Source organism: Streptomyces durmitorensis, from assembly GCF_023498005.1.
Lineage (GTDB): Bacteria > Actinomycetota > Actinomycetes > Streptomycetales > Streptomycetaceae > Streptomyces > Streptomyces durmitorensis.
The window spans coordinates 5,695,446-5,712,683 of sequence record NZ_CP097289.1 but is presented as its reverse complement, the minus strand read 5'-3'; the positions used below and the strand labels follow the sequence as shown (position 1 = coordinate 5,712,683).

Annotated in this window: 9 protein-coding genes and 3 rRNA genes; 6 read left to right on the top strand and 6 right to left on the bottom strand. The window is 66.8% G+C overall.

Going from position 1 to position 17,238, the window contains the following annotated elements; all coding sequences use genetic code 11:
• Positions 1–140 precede the first annotated feature (140 nt).
• The 5 genes from M4V62_RS25610 (at position 141) to M4V62_RS25590 (ending at position 6,054) form a co-directional block, all read left to right on the top strand.
• Positions 141–1,448: a DUF7847 domain-containing protein gene (locus tag M4V62_RS25610; RefSeq protein WP_249589566.1), complete on the top strand. Its 1,308-nt coding sequence runs from the start codon at positions 141–143 to the stop codon at positions 1,446–1,448.
• Positions 1,449–1,452: 4 nt separating this feature from the next.
• Positions 1,453–2,154 carry a DUF4129 domain-containing protein gene (locus M4V62_RS25605; RefSeq protein ID WP_249589565.1) on the top strand — a complete coding sequence of 234 codons (702 nt, stop codon included), beginning with the start codon at positions 1,453–1,455 and terminating at the stop codon, positions 2,152–2,154.
• 257 nt (positions 2,155–2,411) lie between these two features.
• On the top strand, positions 2,412–3,755 hold the full coding sequence (locus tag M4V62_RS25600; RefSeq protein WP_425575288.1) for a DUF4350 domain-containing protein: 1,344 nt from the start codon (positions 2,412–2,414) through the stop codon (positions 3,753–3,755).
• Positions 3,752–4,744: an AAA family ATPase gene (locus tag M4V62_RS25595; protein ID WP_249589563.1), complete on the top strand. Its 993-nt coding sequence runs from the start codon at positions 3,752–3,754 to the stop codon at positions 4,742–4,744. The genes M4V62_RS25600 and M4V62_RS25595 overlap by 4 nt, the downstream gene beginning before the upstream one ends.
• The gene (locus M4V62_RS25590) at positions 4,744–6,054 is read left to right on the top strand and encodes a DUF58 domain-containing protein (protein ID WP_249589562.1); all 1,311 of its coding nucleotides are present in this window, start codon (positions 4,744–4,746) and stop codon (positions 6,052–6,054) included. The genes M4V62_RS25595 and M4V62_RS25590 overlap by 1 nt, the downstream gene beginning before the upstream one ends.
• A gap of 92 nt (positions 6,055–6,146) precedes the next feature.
• Here M4V62_RS25590 and rrf read toward each other — a convergent pair.
• The 4 genes from rrf to M4V62_RS25570 form a co-directional block, all read right to left on the bottom strand.
• Positions 6,147–6,263: ribosomal RNA gene (gene rrf, locus M4V62_RS25585) — 5S ribosomal RNA — on the bottom strand.
• Positions 6,264–6,354: 91 nt separating this feature from the next.
• Positions 6,355–9,477 (bottom strand): 23S ribosomal RNA (locus tag M4V62_RS25580).
• 305 nt (positions 9,478–9,782) lie between these two features.
• Positions 9,783–11,307 (bottom strand): 16S ribosomal RNA (locus M4V62_RS25575).
• The 16S, 23S and 5S rRNA genes sit together here, the layout of an rRNA operon.
• Before the next feature lie 591 nt (positions 11,308–11,898).
• Positions 11,899–12,906, bottom strand: coding sequence for a stage II sporulation protein M (locus M4V62_RS25570; protein WP_249589561.1), 1,008 nt, complete (start codon positions 12,904–12,906; stop codon positions 11,899–11,901).
• Between the two features lie 89 nt (positions 12,907–12,995).
• On the opposite strand from M4V62_RS25570, the gene M4V62_RS25565 reads away from it, so the two are divergent.
• Positions 12,996–13,982 carry an RDD family protein gene (locus M4V62_RS25565; RefSeq protein ID WP_249589560.1) on the top strand — a complete coding sequence of 329 codons (987 nt, stop codon included), beginning with the start codon at positions 12,996–12,998 and terminating at the stop codon, positions 13,980–13,982.
• A gap of 8 nt (positions 13,983–13,990) precedes the next feature.
• On the opposite strand, the gene M4V62_RS25560 is transcribed toward M4V62_RS25565, so the two are convergent.
• Both M4V62_RS25560 and ahcY read right to left on the bottom strand, forming a co-directional pair.
• Entirely contained in the window at positions 13,991–14,605 is a 615-nt protein-coding gene (locus tag M4V62_RS25560; protein ID WP_249589559.1) for a hypothetical protein, read from the bottom strand.
• Between the two features lie 840 nt (positions 14,606–15,445).
• Entirely contained in the window at positions 15,446–16,903 is a 1,458-nt protein-coding gene (ahcY, locus tag M4V62_RS25555) for an adenosylhomocysteinase (RefSeq protein ID WP_249589558.1), read from the bottom strand.
• Positions 16,904–17,238 lie beyond the last annotated feature (335 nt).

Sequence of the window (17,238 nt, the reverse complement as noted above, 5' to 3'; positions counted from 1 at the left end):
CCGCCCAGTCTGCCCCGTACCTGACGGACAATTGAAGGTGTGCAGCCCATACGCTGCCCGGTCACCGCAAGGGCGTGCCGTGGCACGATGGCTGCCAACCGGCCGCCGCGACAGCGGACGGGCACCGTGAAGGAGCGACGATGAACGACACTCCGGGCTGGGCTTCGCCCGGATCTGCCCCCTCCGACGGACAGGACTCCGGCACGTCCGAACCTGCCGAGCCCGCCGGGCCCTCGGACCAGCCGAACGGTCCGGGCTCGAAGTGGTCCAAGGAGCAGCCGCCGCCCGCCCAGTGGTCCGCCCCCAGCCCGCCGGCGGCCGGCCAGACCCCGCCTCCTCCCGCGCCGCCGCCCGGCGGCGGCTGGGGCGGCGGACGTCCCGGCGGCCCCGGCCCCGGTGGACCTGGCGGTCCCGGCGGCTATCCCGGATGGGGCGCTTGGCAGGGCCCGCCGCCCGCCGCCAAGCCCGGCGTCATCCCGCTGCGGCCGCTCGGCGTCGGCGAGATCCTGGACGGCGCGGTCTCCACGATGCGTACGTACTGGCGCACGGTGCTCGGCATCTCCCTGGCCGTGGCCGTGTTCACGGAGATCGTCGTCATCCTGTTGCAGGGGCTCGTCCTCAACGACAGCGAGACCACGGACGTCCTCGACGACCCGAGCGCGACCGTCGGCGAACTGACCCGCGCCCTGGGCGACACCCTGCTGAGCTCCGGCGTGATCCTGCTGATCACCCTGCTCGGCACGATCGTCGCCACCGCGCTGCTCACGATGGTCACCAGCCGTGCGGTGCTCGGCAAGTCGGTCACCACGGCGGAGGCCTGGCAGGACGCCAAGCCGCAGCTGCCGAGGCTGATCGGCCTGACGCTGCTGCTCCCGCTCATCGGCATGGCGGTCGTCGCCGCGGGTTCCCTGCCCGGCGTGCTGATCGCGGTGGCCGGGGCGTCCGACGCGGGCATCAGCCTCGCCGTGCTCGGCGGATTCGCCGCCCTGGGTGTCGCCATCTGGCTGCTCGTCCGCTTCTCGCTCGCCTCGCCCGCCCTGATGCTGGAGAAGCAGGGTGTGAAGAAGTCGCTGACCCGCTCGGTGAAGCTGGTCCGCGGCTCCTGGTGGCGGGTGTTCGGCATCCAGCTGCTCGCCGCGATCATCGCCAACGTAGTGGCGTCGATCATCGTCATCCCCTTCACCCTCATCGCGGGCGCGCTGAGCGGCGACGGCGTCACCGGCTTCCTCGACAGCGGCACCGGCGATCTCGGCTGGACCTTCCTGATCGTCAGCGGCATCGGATCGGTCATCGGTTCGATGCTGACGTTCCCGATCACCGCCGGCGTCACGGTCCTCCTCTACATCGACCAGCGGATCCGCCGCGAGGCACTCGACCTCGAACTCGCGCGCGCCGCGGGCCTCCAGGGCGACAACGGCTCCAACGCCCCCGGAACCCCCGGGAGCTGATGCGGTGACGGGGGCAGTACTGCACGGATCGAGGGCGCTCGCACCGTTCCTGACCCGCACCGGCGACGACGACCCGCCGGTGACGATCCCGCGCGGCCCCGCAAGGGAGGCAGCCGAGCGCGAGCTGTCCGACCCCGCGTACCACGAGAACGACCCGAGCCTCCTGCAGCGCGCCCTGAACCGCTTCTGGGAATGGGTCGACGACCTGTTCACCGCCGCCTCGGGGGCAACCCCGGGCGGCGGCCTCGGCCTCCTGGTCATCGTCATCGCAGTGGTCGCCCTCCTGGCGGCCCTGTGGTGGCGCCTCGGCACCCCGCACCGCGCCCCCACGTCGTCCCCCGCCCTCTTCGACGACCGCCCGCGCACCGCCGCGGAACACCGCGCCGCCGCCGAGGCACACGCCGCCAAGGGCCACTGGAACCAAGCCGTCCAGGAGCGCATGCGGGCGCTGGTCCGCTCCCTGGAGGAACGCGCTCTCCTGGACCCCCGCCCCGGCCGCACGGCGGACGAAGCAGCGGCGGAGGCATCGCTCACCCTGCCGACCCACGCCACCGAACTCCACGCGGCAGCCCAGTCGTTCGACGCCATCACGTACGGCGGCCGCACAGCCACAGAGCCGACATACCGCCGCCTGACCACCCTGGACAAGGCCCTGACCCACACAAGGCCAACCCTCAGCAACACCCAAGAGGGAGCCCCCAATTGACGGCCCCCCAGGACCCTAAAAACCCCTCCCCCAAAGCCGGAACCAAGCCCGGAGCGAGGGGCTGGTCCGGGGCCGAGCCCGGGACCAGGCCCGGAGCCGGATTCGGAACTGAGAGCGGAACGCCCCCTGAGGCCAATACCGACGGCCCAGCCGGTCCCAACACCCCCGGGCCCGACAGCCCCGGCACCCCTAACGACTCCGGCGTTGCCGACAGCTCGGACGGCACCGACGCCCCAGGCACTCCCGACCACTCCAGGATTCCCGACAGCCCCGGCGGGTCGGGCAGCTCTGGCAGCCCCAGGATTCCCAGCCGCCCCGGCACTTCCGGCGCCCCCAGCAATCCCGGGGTTCCCGACAGCTCCCCCGACGACCCCAAGAGCCCCAGCCGCCCTGGCAACCCCACCAGCGCCGACGGCCCCGCCCCCACCCCCACTTCCTCCGCCCCCACCCCCCGCCAACTCTGGACCCGAACCCGCGGCATCCTCCTCGCCCTGGTCGTCCTCCTGGCAGCCGCCGTCGCCATCGCCACCGTCCGCTCCGGTGCCCAGCACGGCCGCCTCGACCCCCGCTCGGCCGACCCCTACGGCAGCCGTGCGGTAGCCGAACTCCTCGCCGACCGCGGCGTGTCCACCCGCGTGGTCACCACCTCCGAAGAGGCCAGGTCCGCGGCAGACCCGGACACCACGCTCCTGGTGGCCGCCCCCGACCGGCTCACCGAGCGCCAGCAGTCACGCCTCCGCGCGGCCACCGAGGACTCCCGAGGCCGCACCGTCCTCCTCGCCCCCGGCACCCCCTCGGTCAGCACCCTCGCCCCGGGGGTCACCGCGGACGCCACCCCCAGCATCGACTCGACGCTCTCCCCCCGCTGCTCCCTGCCCGCCGCCCAGCGCGCAGGCTCCGCCGACGTGGGCGGCCTCCGCTACGACACCCTCGCCCCGGACGCCGAGTCCTGCTACCTCAGCGACGGCCTGCCCAGCCTCCTTCAGCTCCCGGCCGCCGACGGCCCCGGCGACACCGTCGTACTCGGCGCCCCCGACATCCTCTTCAACGACCGCATCGACGAGCAGGGCAACGCCTCACTGGCCCTGCAACTCCTCGGCTCCCGCCCCCACTTGGTCTGGTACCTCCCCTCACCCGCCGACGACGCGGCGACCGACGACTCCGCCGACCGCGGCTTCTTCGACCTGATCCCCGACGGCTGGCTCTGGGCCACCCTCCAACTCACCATCGCCGCCGCACTCGCCGCCCTGTGGCGCGCCCGCCGCCTCGGCCCGCTGGTCCCCGAACGCCTCCCCGTGGCCATCCGCGCCTCGGAAACCGTCGAAGGCCGAGCCCGCCTCTACCGCAAGGCGAACGCCCGCGACCGCGCGGCCGCCGCCCTCCGCTCGACCACCCGCACCCGCATCGCCCCCCTCATCGGCGTATCCCCCGGCCAGGCGCACGCGCCCGAGACCCTGCTCCCCGCCCTGACCGCCAGGCTCCGCACCCCGGGCCAGGACCTGCACCCCCTCCTCTTCGGCCCGCCGCCAGGCAACGACGCAGCCCTCATCAACCTCACCGACCAACTCGACGCCCTCGAAAAAGAGGTACGTACTTCATGATGGACCCGACCACTGACAACGCCGAGAACTCCGGAAGCTCCGGCAGCGCCCGCTCCTCCCTGGAGTCCCTGCGCACCGAGATCTCCAAGGCCGTGGTCGGTCAGGACCCCGCGGTGACAGGGCTCGTCGTGGCCCTCCTCTGCCGCGGCCACGTCCTGCTCGAAGGCGTACCCGGAGTGGCGAAGACCCTCCTCGTCCGCGCCCTCGCCGCATCCCTCGAACTCGACACCAAGCGCGTCCAGTTCACCCCGGACCTGATGCCGAGCGATGTCACGGGCTCCCTCATCTACGACGCCCGCACCACCGAGTTCTCCTTCCAGCCGGGCCCGGTCTTCACCAACCTCCTCCTCGCCGACGAGATCAACCGCACCCCTCCCAAGACCCAGTCCTCCCTCCTCGAAGCGATGGAGGAACGCCAGGTCACGGTCGACGGCACCCCCCGCCCGCTCCCGGAGCCCTTCCTCGTCGCGGCCACGCAGAACCCCGTGGAATACGAGGGCACGTACCCCCTCCCCGAAGCCCAGCTGGACCGCTTCCTCCTCAAACTCACCGTCCCCCTCCCCTCACGCCAGGACGAGATCGACGTCCTCACGCGCCACGCGGAAGGCTTCAACCCCCGCGACCTCCACGCCGCCGGCATCCGCCCCGTGGCAGGCCCCGCCGACCTGGAGGCAGCCCGCGCCGCGGTCGCCAAGACGTCGATCTCCCCCGAGATCACCGCCTACGTGGTCGACATCTGCCGCGCCACACGCGAGTCCCCGTCCCTCACGCTGGGCGCCTCCCCCCGAGGCGCTACGGCGCTCCTCTCGACGGCCCGCGCCTGGGCCTGGCTGACGGGCCGCGACTACGTCATCCCCGACGACGTGAAGGCCCTCGCCCTGCCCACCCTCCGCCACCGCGTGCAACTCCGCCCGGAAGCCGAGATGGAGGGCGTGACGGCCGACTCCGTCATCAACGCGATCCTCGCCCACGTCCCGGTCCCCCGCTGATGGCCCTCACCGGCCGCACGGCCCTCCTGGCGGCCCTCGGCAGCCTCCCCGTGGGCATCTGGGACCCCAGCTGGACAGGCATCCTCGCCGTGAACGCCCCGCTGGCCCTGGCCTGCGCCTGCGACTTCGCCCTGGCCGCCCCCGTACGCCGCCTCGGTCTGACCCGCGCAGGCGACACCTCCGTACGCCTCGGGGAATCCGCCGACGTCGAGCTGACCGTCACCAACCCCTCCGGCCGCCCCCTGCGCGCCCAGCTCCGCGACGCCTGGCCCCCCAGCAGCTGGCAGCCCGGCACCGAAGTCGAGGCATCCCGCCACCGGTTGACGATCCCTCCCGGCGAACGCCGCCGCCTCACCACCCGCCTGCGCCCCACCCGCCGAGGCGACCACCAGGCCGACCGCGTCACCATCCGCTCGTACGGCCCCTTGGGTCTGCTCACCCGCCAGGGCAGCCACCAGGTCCCGTGGACGCTCCGGGTCCTGCCCCCCTTCACCAGCCGCAAGCACCTCCCGTCCAAGCTGGCCCGCCTCCGCGAACTCGACGGCCGCACCAGCGTCCTGACCCGCGGCCAGGGCACGGAATTCGACAGCCTCCGCGACTACGTCCCCGGCGACGACACCCGCTCCATCGACTGGCGCGCCACCGCCCGCCAGTCCACCGTCGCCATCCGCACCTGGCGCCCGGAACGCGACCGCCACATCCTGCTGGTCCTCGACACCGGCCGCACCTCGGCGGGCCGCGTCGGCGACGCCCCGCGCCTCGACGCCTCGATGGACGCGGCCCTGCTCCTCGCGGCCCTGGCCTCCCGAGCGGGCGACCGGGTGGACCTCCTCGCATACGACCGCCGGGTACGCGCCCTGGTCCAGGGCAAGGCGGCAGGAGAGGTGCTCCCCTCTGTGGTCAGCGCCCTGGCCACGCTCGAACCGGAACTCGTCGAAACGGACGCCAGAGGCCTGACCTCAACGGCCCTCCGCACCGCAACACGCAGCTCACTGATCGTGCTGCTCACCAGCCTGGACGCAGCGCCCATCGAAGAGGGCCTGCTCCCCGTACTCTCACGCCTCACTCAGCGCCACACAGTCCTGCTGGCATCGGTGGCCGACCCTCACATAGAGCAGATGGCCAAGGCCCGCGGAACAACGGAGGCCGTGTACGACGCCGCAGCCGCCGCCCAGGCCCACGCGGAGCGCCATCGCACGGCAGAACAGCTCATCCGCCACGGCGTCACCGTCGTAGACGCGACTCCAACCGATTTGGCCCCGGCACTGGCAGACGCATACCTGTCCTTGAAGGCAGCCGGCCGCCTCTGAAACAGAAAAAGGCCCTTCAAGGGCCTCTATATATATGGTGAACGCAGAAAACCCCCGCACCCAGAGGGTGCGGGGGTTTCCCGTTAATAATAGTTCGGCGGCGTCCTACTCTCCCACAGGGTCCCCCCTGCAGTACCATCGGCGCTGTGAGGCTTAGCTTCCGGGTTCGGAATGTAACCGGGCGTTTCCCTCACGCTATGACCACCGAAACACTATGAAACTGTCAACCGCACCGTAGTCGTGGCCCGACATACGGGGTTGTTCGTGGTTTCAGAACCAACACAGTGGACGCGAGCAACTGAGGACAAGCCCTCGGCCTATTAGTACCAGTCACCTCCACCCGTTGCCGGGCTTCCAGATCTGGCCTATCAACCCAGTCGTCTACTGGGAGCCTTAACCCCTCAAGGGGTGGGAATACTCATCTCGAAGCAGGCTTCCCGCTTAGATGCTTTCAGCGGTTATCCTTTCCGAACGTAGCCAACCAGCCATGCCCTTGGCAGGACAACTGGCACACCAGAGGTTCGTCCGTCCCGGTCCTCTCGTACTAGGGACAGCCCTTCTCAATATTCCTACGCGCACAGCGGATAGGGACCGAACTGTCTCACGACGTTCTAAACCCAGCTCGCGTACCGCTTTAATGGGCGAACAGCCCAACCCTTGGGACCGACTCCAGCCCCAGGATGCGACGAGCCGACATCGAGGTGCCAAACCATCCCGTCGATATGGACTCTTGGGGAAGATCAGCCTGTTATCCCCGGGGTACCTTTTATCCGTTGAGCGACGGCGCTTCCACAAGCCACCGCCGGATCACTAGTCCCGACTTTCGTCCCTGCTCGACCCGTCGGTCTCACAGTCAAGCTCCCTTGTGCACTTACACTCAACACCTGATTACCAACCAGGCTGAGGGAACCTTTGGGCGCCTCCGTTACTCTTTAGGAGGCAACCGCCCCAGTTAAACTACCCATCAGACACTGTCCCTGATCCGGATCACGGACCCAGGTTAGACATCCAGCACGACCAGAGTGGTATTTCAACGTTGACTCCACGAACACTGGCGTGCCCGCTTCAAAGTCTCCCACCTATCCTACACAAGCCGAACCGAACACCAATATCAAACTGTAGTAAAGGTCCCGGGGTCTTTCCGTCCTGCTGCGCGAAACGAGCATCTTTACTCGTAGTGCAATTTCACCGGGCCTATGGTTGAGACAGTCGAGAAGTCGTTACGCCATTCGTGCAGGTCGGAACTTACCCGACAAGGAATTTCGCTACCTTAGGATGGTTATAGTTACCACCGCCGTTTACTGGCGCTTAAGTTCTCAGCTTCGCACACCCGAAAGTGCACTAACCGGTCCCCTTAACGTTCCAGCACCGGGCAGGCGTCAGTCCGTATACATCGCCTTACGGCTTCGCACGGACCTGTGTTTTTAGTAAACAGTCGCTTCTCGCTGGTCTCTGCGGCCACCCCCAGCTCACGGAGTAAATCCGATCACCAAAGATGGCCCCCCTTCTCCCGAAGTTACGGGGGCATTTTGCCGAGTTCCTTAACCATAGTTCACCCGAACGCCTCGGTATTCTCTACCTGACCACCTGAGTCGGTTTAGGGTACGGGCCGCCATGAAACTCGCTAGAGGCTTTTCTCGACAGCATAGGATCATCCACTTCACCACAATCGGCTCGGCATCAGGTCTCAGCCTTAATGTGCGACGGATTTACCTATCACACGGCCTACACCCTTACCCCGGGACTACCACCGCCCGGGCTGGACTACCTTCCTGCGTCACCCCATCACTCACCTACTACCACCTTGGGTCGGCGGCTCCACCACTTCCCTTTGCCCGAAGGCTCCAGGACGGCTTCACGGCCTTAGCATTAATGGGCTCGATGTTTGACGCTTCACAGCGGGTACCGGAATATCAACCGGTTATCCATCGACTACGCCTGTCGGCCTCGCCTTAGGTCCCGACTTACCCTGGGCAGATCAGCTTGACCCAGGAACCCTTAGTCAATCGGCGCACACGTTTCTCACGTATGTATCGCTACTCATGCCTGCATTCTCACTCGTGAACCGTCCACCACTAGCTTCCGCTGCAGCTTCACCCGGCACACGACGCTCCCCTACCCATCCCAGCAGGCGTTGGCCCTATATGCTGGAATGACACGACTTCGGCGGTACGCTTGAGCCCCGCTACATTGTCGGCGCGGAATCACTTGACCAGTGAGCTATTACGCACTCTTTCAAGGGTGGCTGCTTCTAAGCCAACCTCCTGGTTGTCTCTGCGACTCCACATCCTTTCCCACTTAGCGTACGCTTAGGGGCCTTAGTCGATGCTCTGGGCTGTTTCCCTCTCGACCATGGAGCTTATCCCCCACAGTCTCACTGCCGCGCTCTCACTTACCGGCATTCGGAGTTTGGCTAAGGTCAGTAACCCGGTAGGGCCCATCGCCTATCCAGTGCTCTACCTCCGGCAAGAAACACACGACGCTGCACCTAAATGCATTTCGGGGAGAACCAGCTATCACGGAGTTTGATTGGCCTTTCACCCCTAACCACAGGTCATCCCCCAGGTTTTCAACCCTGGTGGGTTCGGTCCTCCACGACCTCTTACAGCCGCTTCAACCTGCCCATGGCTAGATCACTCCGCTTCGGGTCTTGAGCGCGCTACTGAATCGCCCTATTCGGACTCGCTTTCGCTACGGCTTCCCCACACGGGTTAACCTCGCAACGCACCGCAAACTCGCAGGCTCATTCTTCAAAAGGCACGCAGTCACGACTACATGTGCAAGCACATATAGCGACGCTCCCACGGCTTGTAGGCACACGGTTTCAGGTACTATTTCACTCCGCTCCCGCGGTACTTTTCACCATTCCCTCACGGTACTATCCGCTATCGGTCACCAGGGAATATTTAGGCTTAACGGGTGGTCCCGCCAGATTCACACGGGATTTCTCGGGCCCCGTGCTACTTGGGTGTCTCTCAAACGAGCCGTTGATGTTTCGACTACGGGGGTCTTACCCTCTACGCCGGACCTTTCGCATGTCCTTCGCCTACACCAACGGTTTCTGACTCGTCTCACAGCCGGCAGACTGTGAAAGAGAGATCCCACAACCCCGCACACGCAACCCCTGCCGGGTCTCACACGTATACGGTTTGGCCTCATCCGGTTTCGCTCGCCACTACTCCCGGAATCACGGTTGTTTTCTCTTCCTGCGGGTACTGAGATGTTTCACTTCCCCGCGTTCCCTCCACACTGCCTATGTGTTCAGCAGCGGGTGACAGCCCATGACGACTGCCGGGTTTCCCCATTCGGAAACCCCCGGATCAAAGCCTGGTTGACGACTCCCCGGGGACTATCGTGGCCTCCCACGTCCTTCATCGGTTCCTGGTGCCAAGGCATCCACCGTGCGCCCTTAAAAACTTGGCCACAGATGCTCGCGTCCACTGTGCAGTTCTCAAACAACGACCAACCACCCGTCACAGCCCGCCGAAGCAAACTTTTACCGGGGTCGGCAGTGAAGGCAGCCTGACGGCCATACCTTCAGATACCCAACAGCGTGCCCGGCCCGACCAATCAAGAATCTGTTTTCCACGCCGAAGCAGTACTTACAGTCCCTAACCGATCGTGCCGAATAGTCAACGTTCCACCCATGAGCTAACCACCGTCGAACATTTGCCGACGTTATGGCTCTTGGACCACCAAGCAAGCTTGGCAGTCTAGATGCTCCTTAGAAAGGAGGTGATCCAGCCGCACCTTCCGGTACGGCTACCTTGTTACGACTTCGTCCCAATCGCCAGTCCCACCTTCGACAGCTCCCTCCCACAAGGGGTTGGGCCACCGGCTTCGGGTGTTACCGACTTTCGTGACGTGACGGGCGGTGTGTACAAGGCCCGGGAACGTATTCACCGCAGCAATGCTGATCTGCGATTACTAGCAACTCCGACTTCATGGGGTCGAGTTGCAGACCCCAATCCGAACTGAGACAGGCTTTTGAGATTCGCTCCGCCTCGCGGCTTCGCAGCTCATTGTACCTGCCATTGTAGCACGTGTGCAGCCCAAGACATAAGGGGCATGATGACTTGACGTCGTCCCCACCTTCCTCCGAGTTGACCCCGGCAGTCTCCTGTGAGTCCCCATCACCCCGAAGGGCATGCTGGCAACACAGAACAAGGGTTGCGCTCGTTGCGGGACTTAACCCAACATCTCACGACACGAGCTGACGACAGCCATGCACCACCTGTATACCGACCACAAGGGGGGCACCATCTCTGATGCTTTCCGGTATATGTCAAGCCTTGGTAAGGTTCTTCGCGTTGCGTCGAATTAAGCCACATGCTCCGCTGCTTGTGCGGGCCCCCGTCAATTCCTTTGAGTTTTAGCCTTGCGGCCGTACTCCCCAGGCGGGGAACTTAATGCGTTAGCTGCGGCACCGACGACGTGGAATGTCGCCAACACCTAGTTCCCACCGTTTACGGCGTGGACTACCAGGGTATCTAATCCTGTTCGCTCCCCACGCTTTCGCTCCTCAGCGTCAGTAATGGCCCAGAGATCCGCCTTCGCCACCGGTGTTCCTCCTGATATCTGCGCATTTCACCGCTACACCAGGAATTCCGATCTCCCCTACCACACTCTAGCCTGCCCGTATCGACTGCAGACCCGGGGTTAAGCCCCGGGCTTTCACAACCGACGTGACAAGCCGCCTACGAGCTCTTTACGCCCAATAATTCCGGACAACGCTTGCGCCCTACGTATTACCGCGGCTGCTGGCACGTAGTTAGCCGGCGCTTCTTCTGCAGGTACCGTCACTTTCGCTTCTTCCCTGCTGAAAGAGGTTTACAACCCGAAGGCCGTCATCCCTCACGCGGCGTCGCTGCATCAGGCTTTCGCCCATTGTGCAATATTCCCCACTGCTGCCTCCCGTAGGAGTCTGGGCCGTGTCTCAGTCCCAGTGTGGCCGGTCGCCCTCTCAGGCCGGCTACCCGTCGTCGCCTTGGTGAGCTTCTACCTCACCAACTAGCTGATAGGCCGCGGGCTCATCCTGCACCGCCGGAGCTTTCAACCCCCTCCCATGCGAGAGGGGATATCATCCGGTATTAGACCCCGTTTCCAGGGCTTGTCCCAGAGTGCAGGGCAGATTGCCCACGTGTTACTCACCCGTTCGCCACTAATCCACCCCGAAGGGCTTCATCGTTCGACTTGCATGTGTTAAGCACGCCGCCAGCGTTCGTCCTGAGCCAGGATCAAACTCTCCGTGAATGTTTACCCGTAATCGGGTGCACATCCGCGTTGAGCGGAACCAGGAAGAGGAATAATCTTCCGGTTCACAGCGTCCTCGCTGATGTTTTCTTCAAAGGAACCTCGTCCCGACCATGACGGCCGGAGACGGGGTATCAACATATCTGGCGTTGACTTTTGGCACGCTGTTGAGTTCTCAAGGAACGGACGCTTCCTTTGTACTCACCCTCTCGGGCTTTCCTCCGGGCACTTCCCTTCGGTGTTTCTTTTTGTTCTTCGTTCTTGCGTTTCCGACTCTATCAGACTCTTTCGTGTCCGATTTTCCTCGGTGCCTTTCAGGTTTCCGCTCCGGCCTTTCGGCTTTCGCGTTTCCCTTTCCGGCGGTTCCGACTTTATCAGAAGTTTTCGGCCGGTCTTACCGGCTGGACTTTCCGATTTATCGGGATGCGGCCTCTTGGCTTATGAGATTCAAGAAGCAGGCAGACATTAACTGCCGCCGCTGGACTTGTCCAGCTCTAGGCAACTGTTCGAATCTACCTCCCCAGTCCTTCCGTGTCAACGGTTTTTCTGGGGCGTCGAGGACACTAGCAGGTCAGCAGGGGCCGACGCACATCACGCTGCGGTCGGGACCGTGGCGCTGCGTTCTGCGGGATCCACGTCGCCTGTGGCGCCGGCTCGGGCCGCCCTGCCGCCCAGGACGTAGACGTATGCCAGGAAAGCCAGTTCAGCGGCGATGCCGATGCTGATGCGGGCCCAGGTCGGCAGGCCGGACGGGGTGACGAAGCCTTCGATGGCGCCGGAGATGAACAGGACCACGGCCAGGCCCACTGCCATGCCGAGTGCCGCTCTGCCCTCCTCGGCGAGGGCTGTCCGGCGTGAGCGGGGGCCGGGATCGATCACGTTCCAGCCGAGGCGCAGGCCCGTGCCCGCGGCCACGAAGACCGCGGTCAGCTCCAGGAGGCCGTGTGGGAGGACCAGGCCGAGGAAGGTGTCGAGGCGGCCCGCGGAGGACATCAGGCCGATGCCCACCCCCAGGTTCAGCATGTTCTGGAAGAGGATCCAGATGACGGGGAAGCAGAGGAAGGCACCCAGGACCAGGCACATGGCCGCTGCTTGGGCGTTGTTCGTCCACACCTGAGCGGCGAACGATGCCGCTGGGTGGCTCGAGTAGTACGTCTCGTACTCGCCGCCCGGACGGGTGAGCTCGCGCAGTTCGCTGGGGGCCGCGATGGAGGACTGGACCTCGGGGTGCGTGGCGATCCACCAGCCGATGACGGCCGCGAGGACCGTCGACAGGAGGGCCGTGGGGACCCACCAGTGGCGCGAGCGGTAGACCGCTGCCGGGAAACCGTGGGTCAGGAAGTGCGTGGCGTCGCGCCAGGAAGCGCGGCGGGTGCCTGTCACCGCACTACGCGCGCGTGCCACGAGGTGGGTGAGGCGGCCGGTGAGCTGCGGGTCCGGGGCGCTGGACTGGATCAGCGACAGGTGTGTGGCCGTGCGTTGGTAGAGGGCGACGAGTTCGTCGGTCTCGGCTCCGTTGAGGCGGCGCTGGCGGCGCAGCAGGGCGTCGAGTCGGTCCCACTCGGCTCGGTGGGCGGACACGAAGACGTCGAGGTCCATCAGGTGGCTGCTCCTCGTACTGCGGCGCGATGCTGCCTCAGCTTGGCAGACTGGCCGTTCCGAGGGCAGGGCAGGGAAGGGCGGCTGGCGTGAGTGAGCTTGTGACGGGCGAGGCGGTGGCGCTCGAGCTGCGGCCGGCGAAGCTGCCGAGCCGTGGGCTCGCCGTACTGATCGACTTGGTGGTGGCCTGGGCGGTCTACCTGGGGGTGACCGTGGGGATCGTGGCCTCTACGTCCTCGTTGGACGACGCGGCGGCCGCGGCGGTCGCCGTCGCCAGCTTCGTACTGATCCTGGTCGGTGGGCCGATCGCGGTGGAGACGCTCAGCCATGGGCGGTCGCTGGGCAAGATGGCGTGCGGGCTGCGGGTGGTGCGGGACGACGGGGGGCCGATTCGTTTTCGGCACGCGTTGGTGCGGGGTGCTGTGGGGGTCGTCGAGATTCTGCTGACGTTCGGGGTCGTCGCGTGCATTGCTTCGCTGGTGTCCGCCCGGGGGCGGCGGCTGGGGGATGTGTTCGCGGGGACTCTTGTCGTGCGGGAGCGGGTGCCCGCCGCACATGCGGCCTTCATTCCTCCGCCGCCGCCTTGGCTGGCGGGGCGGTTCGCCGAGCTTGATCTGTCCGGGGTTCCCGAGGGGCTGTGGCTGGCGATCAGGCAGTACCTGACGCGGATGGGGCAGTTGGATCAGCAGGTGGGCTGGGCGATGGCGGAGCGGCTTGCGGGGGATCTCGCGGAACGTACGGGGGCGCCGGCTCCGCAGGGGGTTCCGCCCGCGGCGTACCTGGCCGCGGTCGTGCAGGAGCGGCAGGCGCGGGACGCTCGGCGCGCGTTCGGCGGGGGTGGGAGCGAGGGGCGGCCTGGCGGGCCTGGGTCTGGGTACGCGGCACCGGCGGGGTACGCCGTGCCTGGGGCCCCTGTGCCTACGGGGTATCCGGGCGGTGCCGTGCCGCCGGGGCCCGCTTCTCAACCGGCTGCTCCGGCTTATCCGGCTTATCCGGCAGAACCGTCCGGCCCGGGGGTCGGGCAGGAGGGTGCGGACGCTGCGCCTCCCGGCACCGGGTTCGTGCCGCCCGCGTAGGGCTGGGGTCAGGCGAACGCCGAGGGCGGGGATTCGAGGTTCTCGAGTTCGATGCCAGGGGCGGAGAGGACCACGTCGCCGGTGATGTGGATGGCGTGCTGTTCGCCGGTGTCCAGGGCTGTGACCTGGTATTCGTCCACGACGAGCGGGCCGTTGTCAGTGGTGTGTGCTTCGCTTTTCAGCAGGGCCCAGGACTGGTCGAGGGTGCGGGGGGCGAGGACCGGGTCGGTGAAGGCGACGAGGCGGACGCGGGTCGCGGGGGAAGCGGGGGTGAGGCGCAGCAGGCGTGTGGTCGCGATGAGGAAAGCGGGGGATGTGCCGGTGAAGGCATGGGCAGGGGCGTTGTCCTCGGTGGCGTGGGTGCCGGTGGGGTCGGTGCGTACCCAGGTGACGCCGTCGATCGCGGCGGCGCGGATCTGCCAGTCCCCCGCGTGAAGTTCGAGGCGGATGGGGCGGCCGAGTTCGTCGAGGGCGAGGTCGACAGAGCCGGTGGGCTCGCCCGAGGGGGCGGTCCGCTGGGAGACGTAGCGCCAGCCGGAGGGGCCGGGGGCGCAGTGGAAGTGTTCTTCGCCCAGGGGGGTGTGGTCGTGCGTGTCGTGAAGCGAATAGTGGCCGCGGGGCATGGGGCTCGGTCCTTGTCGGGGGCGGGTTCCGGGCGTCGGGTGTCGGGTGTGGTGTCGGGTGAGCCCAGCTGGGATCAGGCGGGGTAATTCTGTCGGCGGGCCTCGGCGGGTGGGGGGGCGTTGGACGGGCGTGCGTCGTCGGGTGAGCGTCGTTTTGGGTGGGCGCGCGGCGTCGGGCGTGCGTCGTTGGGTGAGCGGGCGTCGGGCGGGCGTGTGTCGTTGGGCCTGCATCCTCGGGCGCGCGTCATCGGACGGGCGGCTTCGGGCGCGCGTGCGTCGTCGGGTCGGCGTCGTTGGGTGGGCGGCATCGGGCGGGCGTCGTCAGGTGGGCGGGCGTCGTCAGGTGGGCGGGCCTCGTCAGGTGGGCGGGCCTCGTCAGGTGGGCGGGCGTCGTCAGGTGGGCGGGCGTCGTTGAGTGGGTGTGCGTCGGGCGGGCGTGCGGTGTTGGGCCTGCATCCTCGGGGGCGCGCCATCGGGCGCGCCATCGGGCGGGGCGGGCGTCGTTGGACAGGCGGGCGTCGTTGGGTGGGCGTACGTCGTTGGGTGGGCGTGCGGTGTTGGGCCTGCATCCTCGGGGGCGCGCCATCGGGCGGGCGTCGTCGTCGGCGTCGTCGGGTGAGCGTGCGTCGTTGGTGCGGTGTCACCCGCCCCGGTACCTGTGCCATGGTCCGTCCCGCGAGCGGGTGGGCATGACGGCGGTCTCCTGCGCCCGCATCCGCGTCTGCCGCGTCCCCCCTGCACGGTCTGCCGCGTCTGCGTCCGTATGGGGGCAGGCCCCCGCCCTGGTGGGCGAGGGCCTGCGGTGAGCGTGGTGCCGGGGCGGAGCCCCGTGCGGCTCGGTCAGTAGCGGTAGTGGTCGGGCTTGTACGGGCCCTCTACCTCGACGCCGATGTACGCGGCCTGCTCGGGGCGCAGCGTCGTGAGCTTCACGCCGAGCGCGTCCAGGTGGAGGCGGGCGACCTTCTCGTCCAGGTGCTTGGGGAGCACGTAGACGTCGGTCGGGTACTCGTCCTGCTTGGTGAACAGCTCGATCTGGGCCAGCGTCTGGTCCGCGAAGGAGTTGGACATCACGAAGGACGGGTGGCCCGTCGCGTTGCCCAGGTTCAGCAGGCGGCCCTCGGAAAGGACGATCAGGACCTTGCCGTCGGGGAACGTCCAGGTGTGGACCTGCGGCTTGACCTCGTCCTTGACGATCCCGGGGATCTGGGCGAGGCCGGCCATGTCGATCTCGTTGTCGAAGTGACCGATGTTGCCGACGATCGCCTGGTGCTTCATCTTGGCCATGTCCGAGGCCATGATGATGTCCTTGTTGCCGGTCGTCGTGACGAAGATGTCGACCTTGTCGACGACATCGTCCAGCGTCGCGACCTGGTAACCGTCCATCGCCGCCTGCAGTGCGCAGATCGGGTCGACCTCGGTGATGATCACGCGCGCGCCCTGGCCGCGCAGGGACTCGGCACAGCCCTTGCCGACATCGCCGTAACCGCAGACGAGGGCGGTCTTGCCGCCGATCAGGACGTCCGTGGCGCGGTTGATGCCGTCGATCAGGGAGTGGCGGCAGCCGTACTTGTTGTCGAACTTCGACTTCGTCACGGCGTCGTTCACGTTGATCGCCGGGAAGAGGAGGCTGCCGTCACGGTGCATCTCGTACAGACGGTGGACGCCCGTCGTGGTCTCCTCGGTCACGCCGCGGATCTCCGAGGCGAGCTGGGTCCACTTCTGCGAGCCCTCGGTGATGGTGCGGTTGAGGACCTGCAGGACGACGCGGTGCTCGTCGGACTCGGCGGTGTCCTCGGACGGGACCTTGCCGGCCTTCTCGTACTCGACGCCCTTGTGGACGAGCATGGTGGCGTCGCCACCGTCGTCCAGGATCATGTTCGGGCCGCCGGTGGGGGTGTTCGGCCAGGTCAGCGCCTGCTCCGTGCACCACCAGTACTCCTCCAGGGTCTCGCCCTTCCAGGCGAAGACCGGGATGCCCTGGGGGTTGTCCGGGGTGCCGTTCGGGCCGACGGCGATGGCCGCGGCCGCGTGGTCCTGGGTCGAGAAGATGTTGCAGGAGACCCAGCGGACCTCGGCGCCCAGGGCGACCAGGGTCTCGATGAGGACGGCGGTCTGCACGGTCATGTGCAGCGAGCCCATGATGCGGGCGCCGGCCAGCGGCTGGCTGGCGGCGAACTCCTTGCGGATCGACATCAGGCCGGGCATCTCGTGCTCGGCGAGGGTGATCTCCTTGCGGCCGAAGTCGGCCAGGGAGAGATCTGCGACCTTGAAGTCCTGGCCGTTGGTGAGAGTCGACATTGGTGAGCTGCTCCTCGTAGGGATTGATCGAGGGTGGATGGACATGGCTGACCTGCGACAACGGCACAGAAGAGCACCGGCGCGCAGCAGCGCAGTCCGTCGGAGGCCCTCTCTCCCTCGGCCGGTCCGTGCAGGCACCGCCCGACCGCCATCAGCAGCGACGTCTGGCTCGGTCACAAAGCTACACCGATTGGCCCAGCGAGCCCCAGCCCGCCTCCCCGGGCACCTGTGTGGGCGGGGCAGCCGCGGAGGAGCTGTGGAGAGGGCGACAGACCTGCCCATTTGGGACCTTTGCGCTTTTGAACCTGCGCTCAGGTGTTGCAGGATGCCTTGAG

Coding starts and splice junctions, on each gene's coding strand:
- M4V62_RS25610 (WP_249589566.1), top strand. CDS start 141: ATGAACGACACTCCGGGCTGGGCTTCGCCCGGATCTGCCCCCTCCGAC.
- M4V62_RS25595 (WP_249589563.1), top strand. CDS start 3,752: ATGATGGACCCGACCACTGACAACGCCGAGAACTCCGGAAGCTCCGGC.
- M4V62_RS25590 (WP_249589562.1), top strand. CDS start 4,744: ATGGCCCTCACCGGCCGCACGGCCCTCCTGGCGGCCCTCGGCAGCCTC.
- M4V62_RS25570 (WP_249589561.1), bottom strand. CDS start 12,906: ATGGACCTCGACGTCTTCGTGTCCGCCCACCGAGCCGAGTGGGACCGA.
- M4V62_RS25560 (WP_249589559.1), bottom strand. CDS start 14,605: ATGCCCCGCGGCCACTATTCGCTTCACGACACGCACGACCACACCCCC.
- ahcY (WP_249589558.1), bottom strand. CDS start 16,903: ATGTCGACTCTCACCAACGGCCAGGACTTCAAGGTCGCAGATCTCTCC.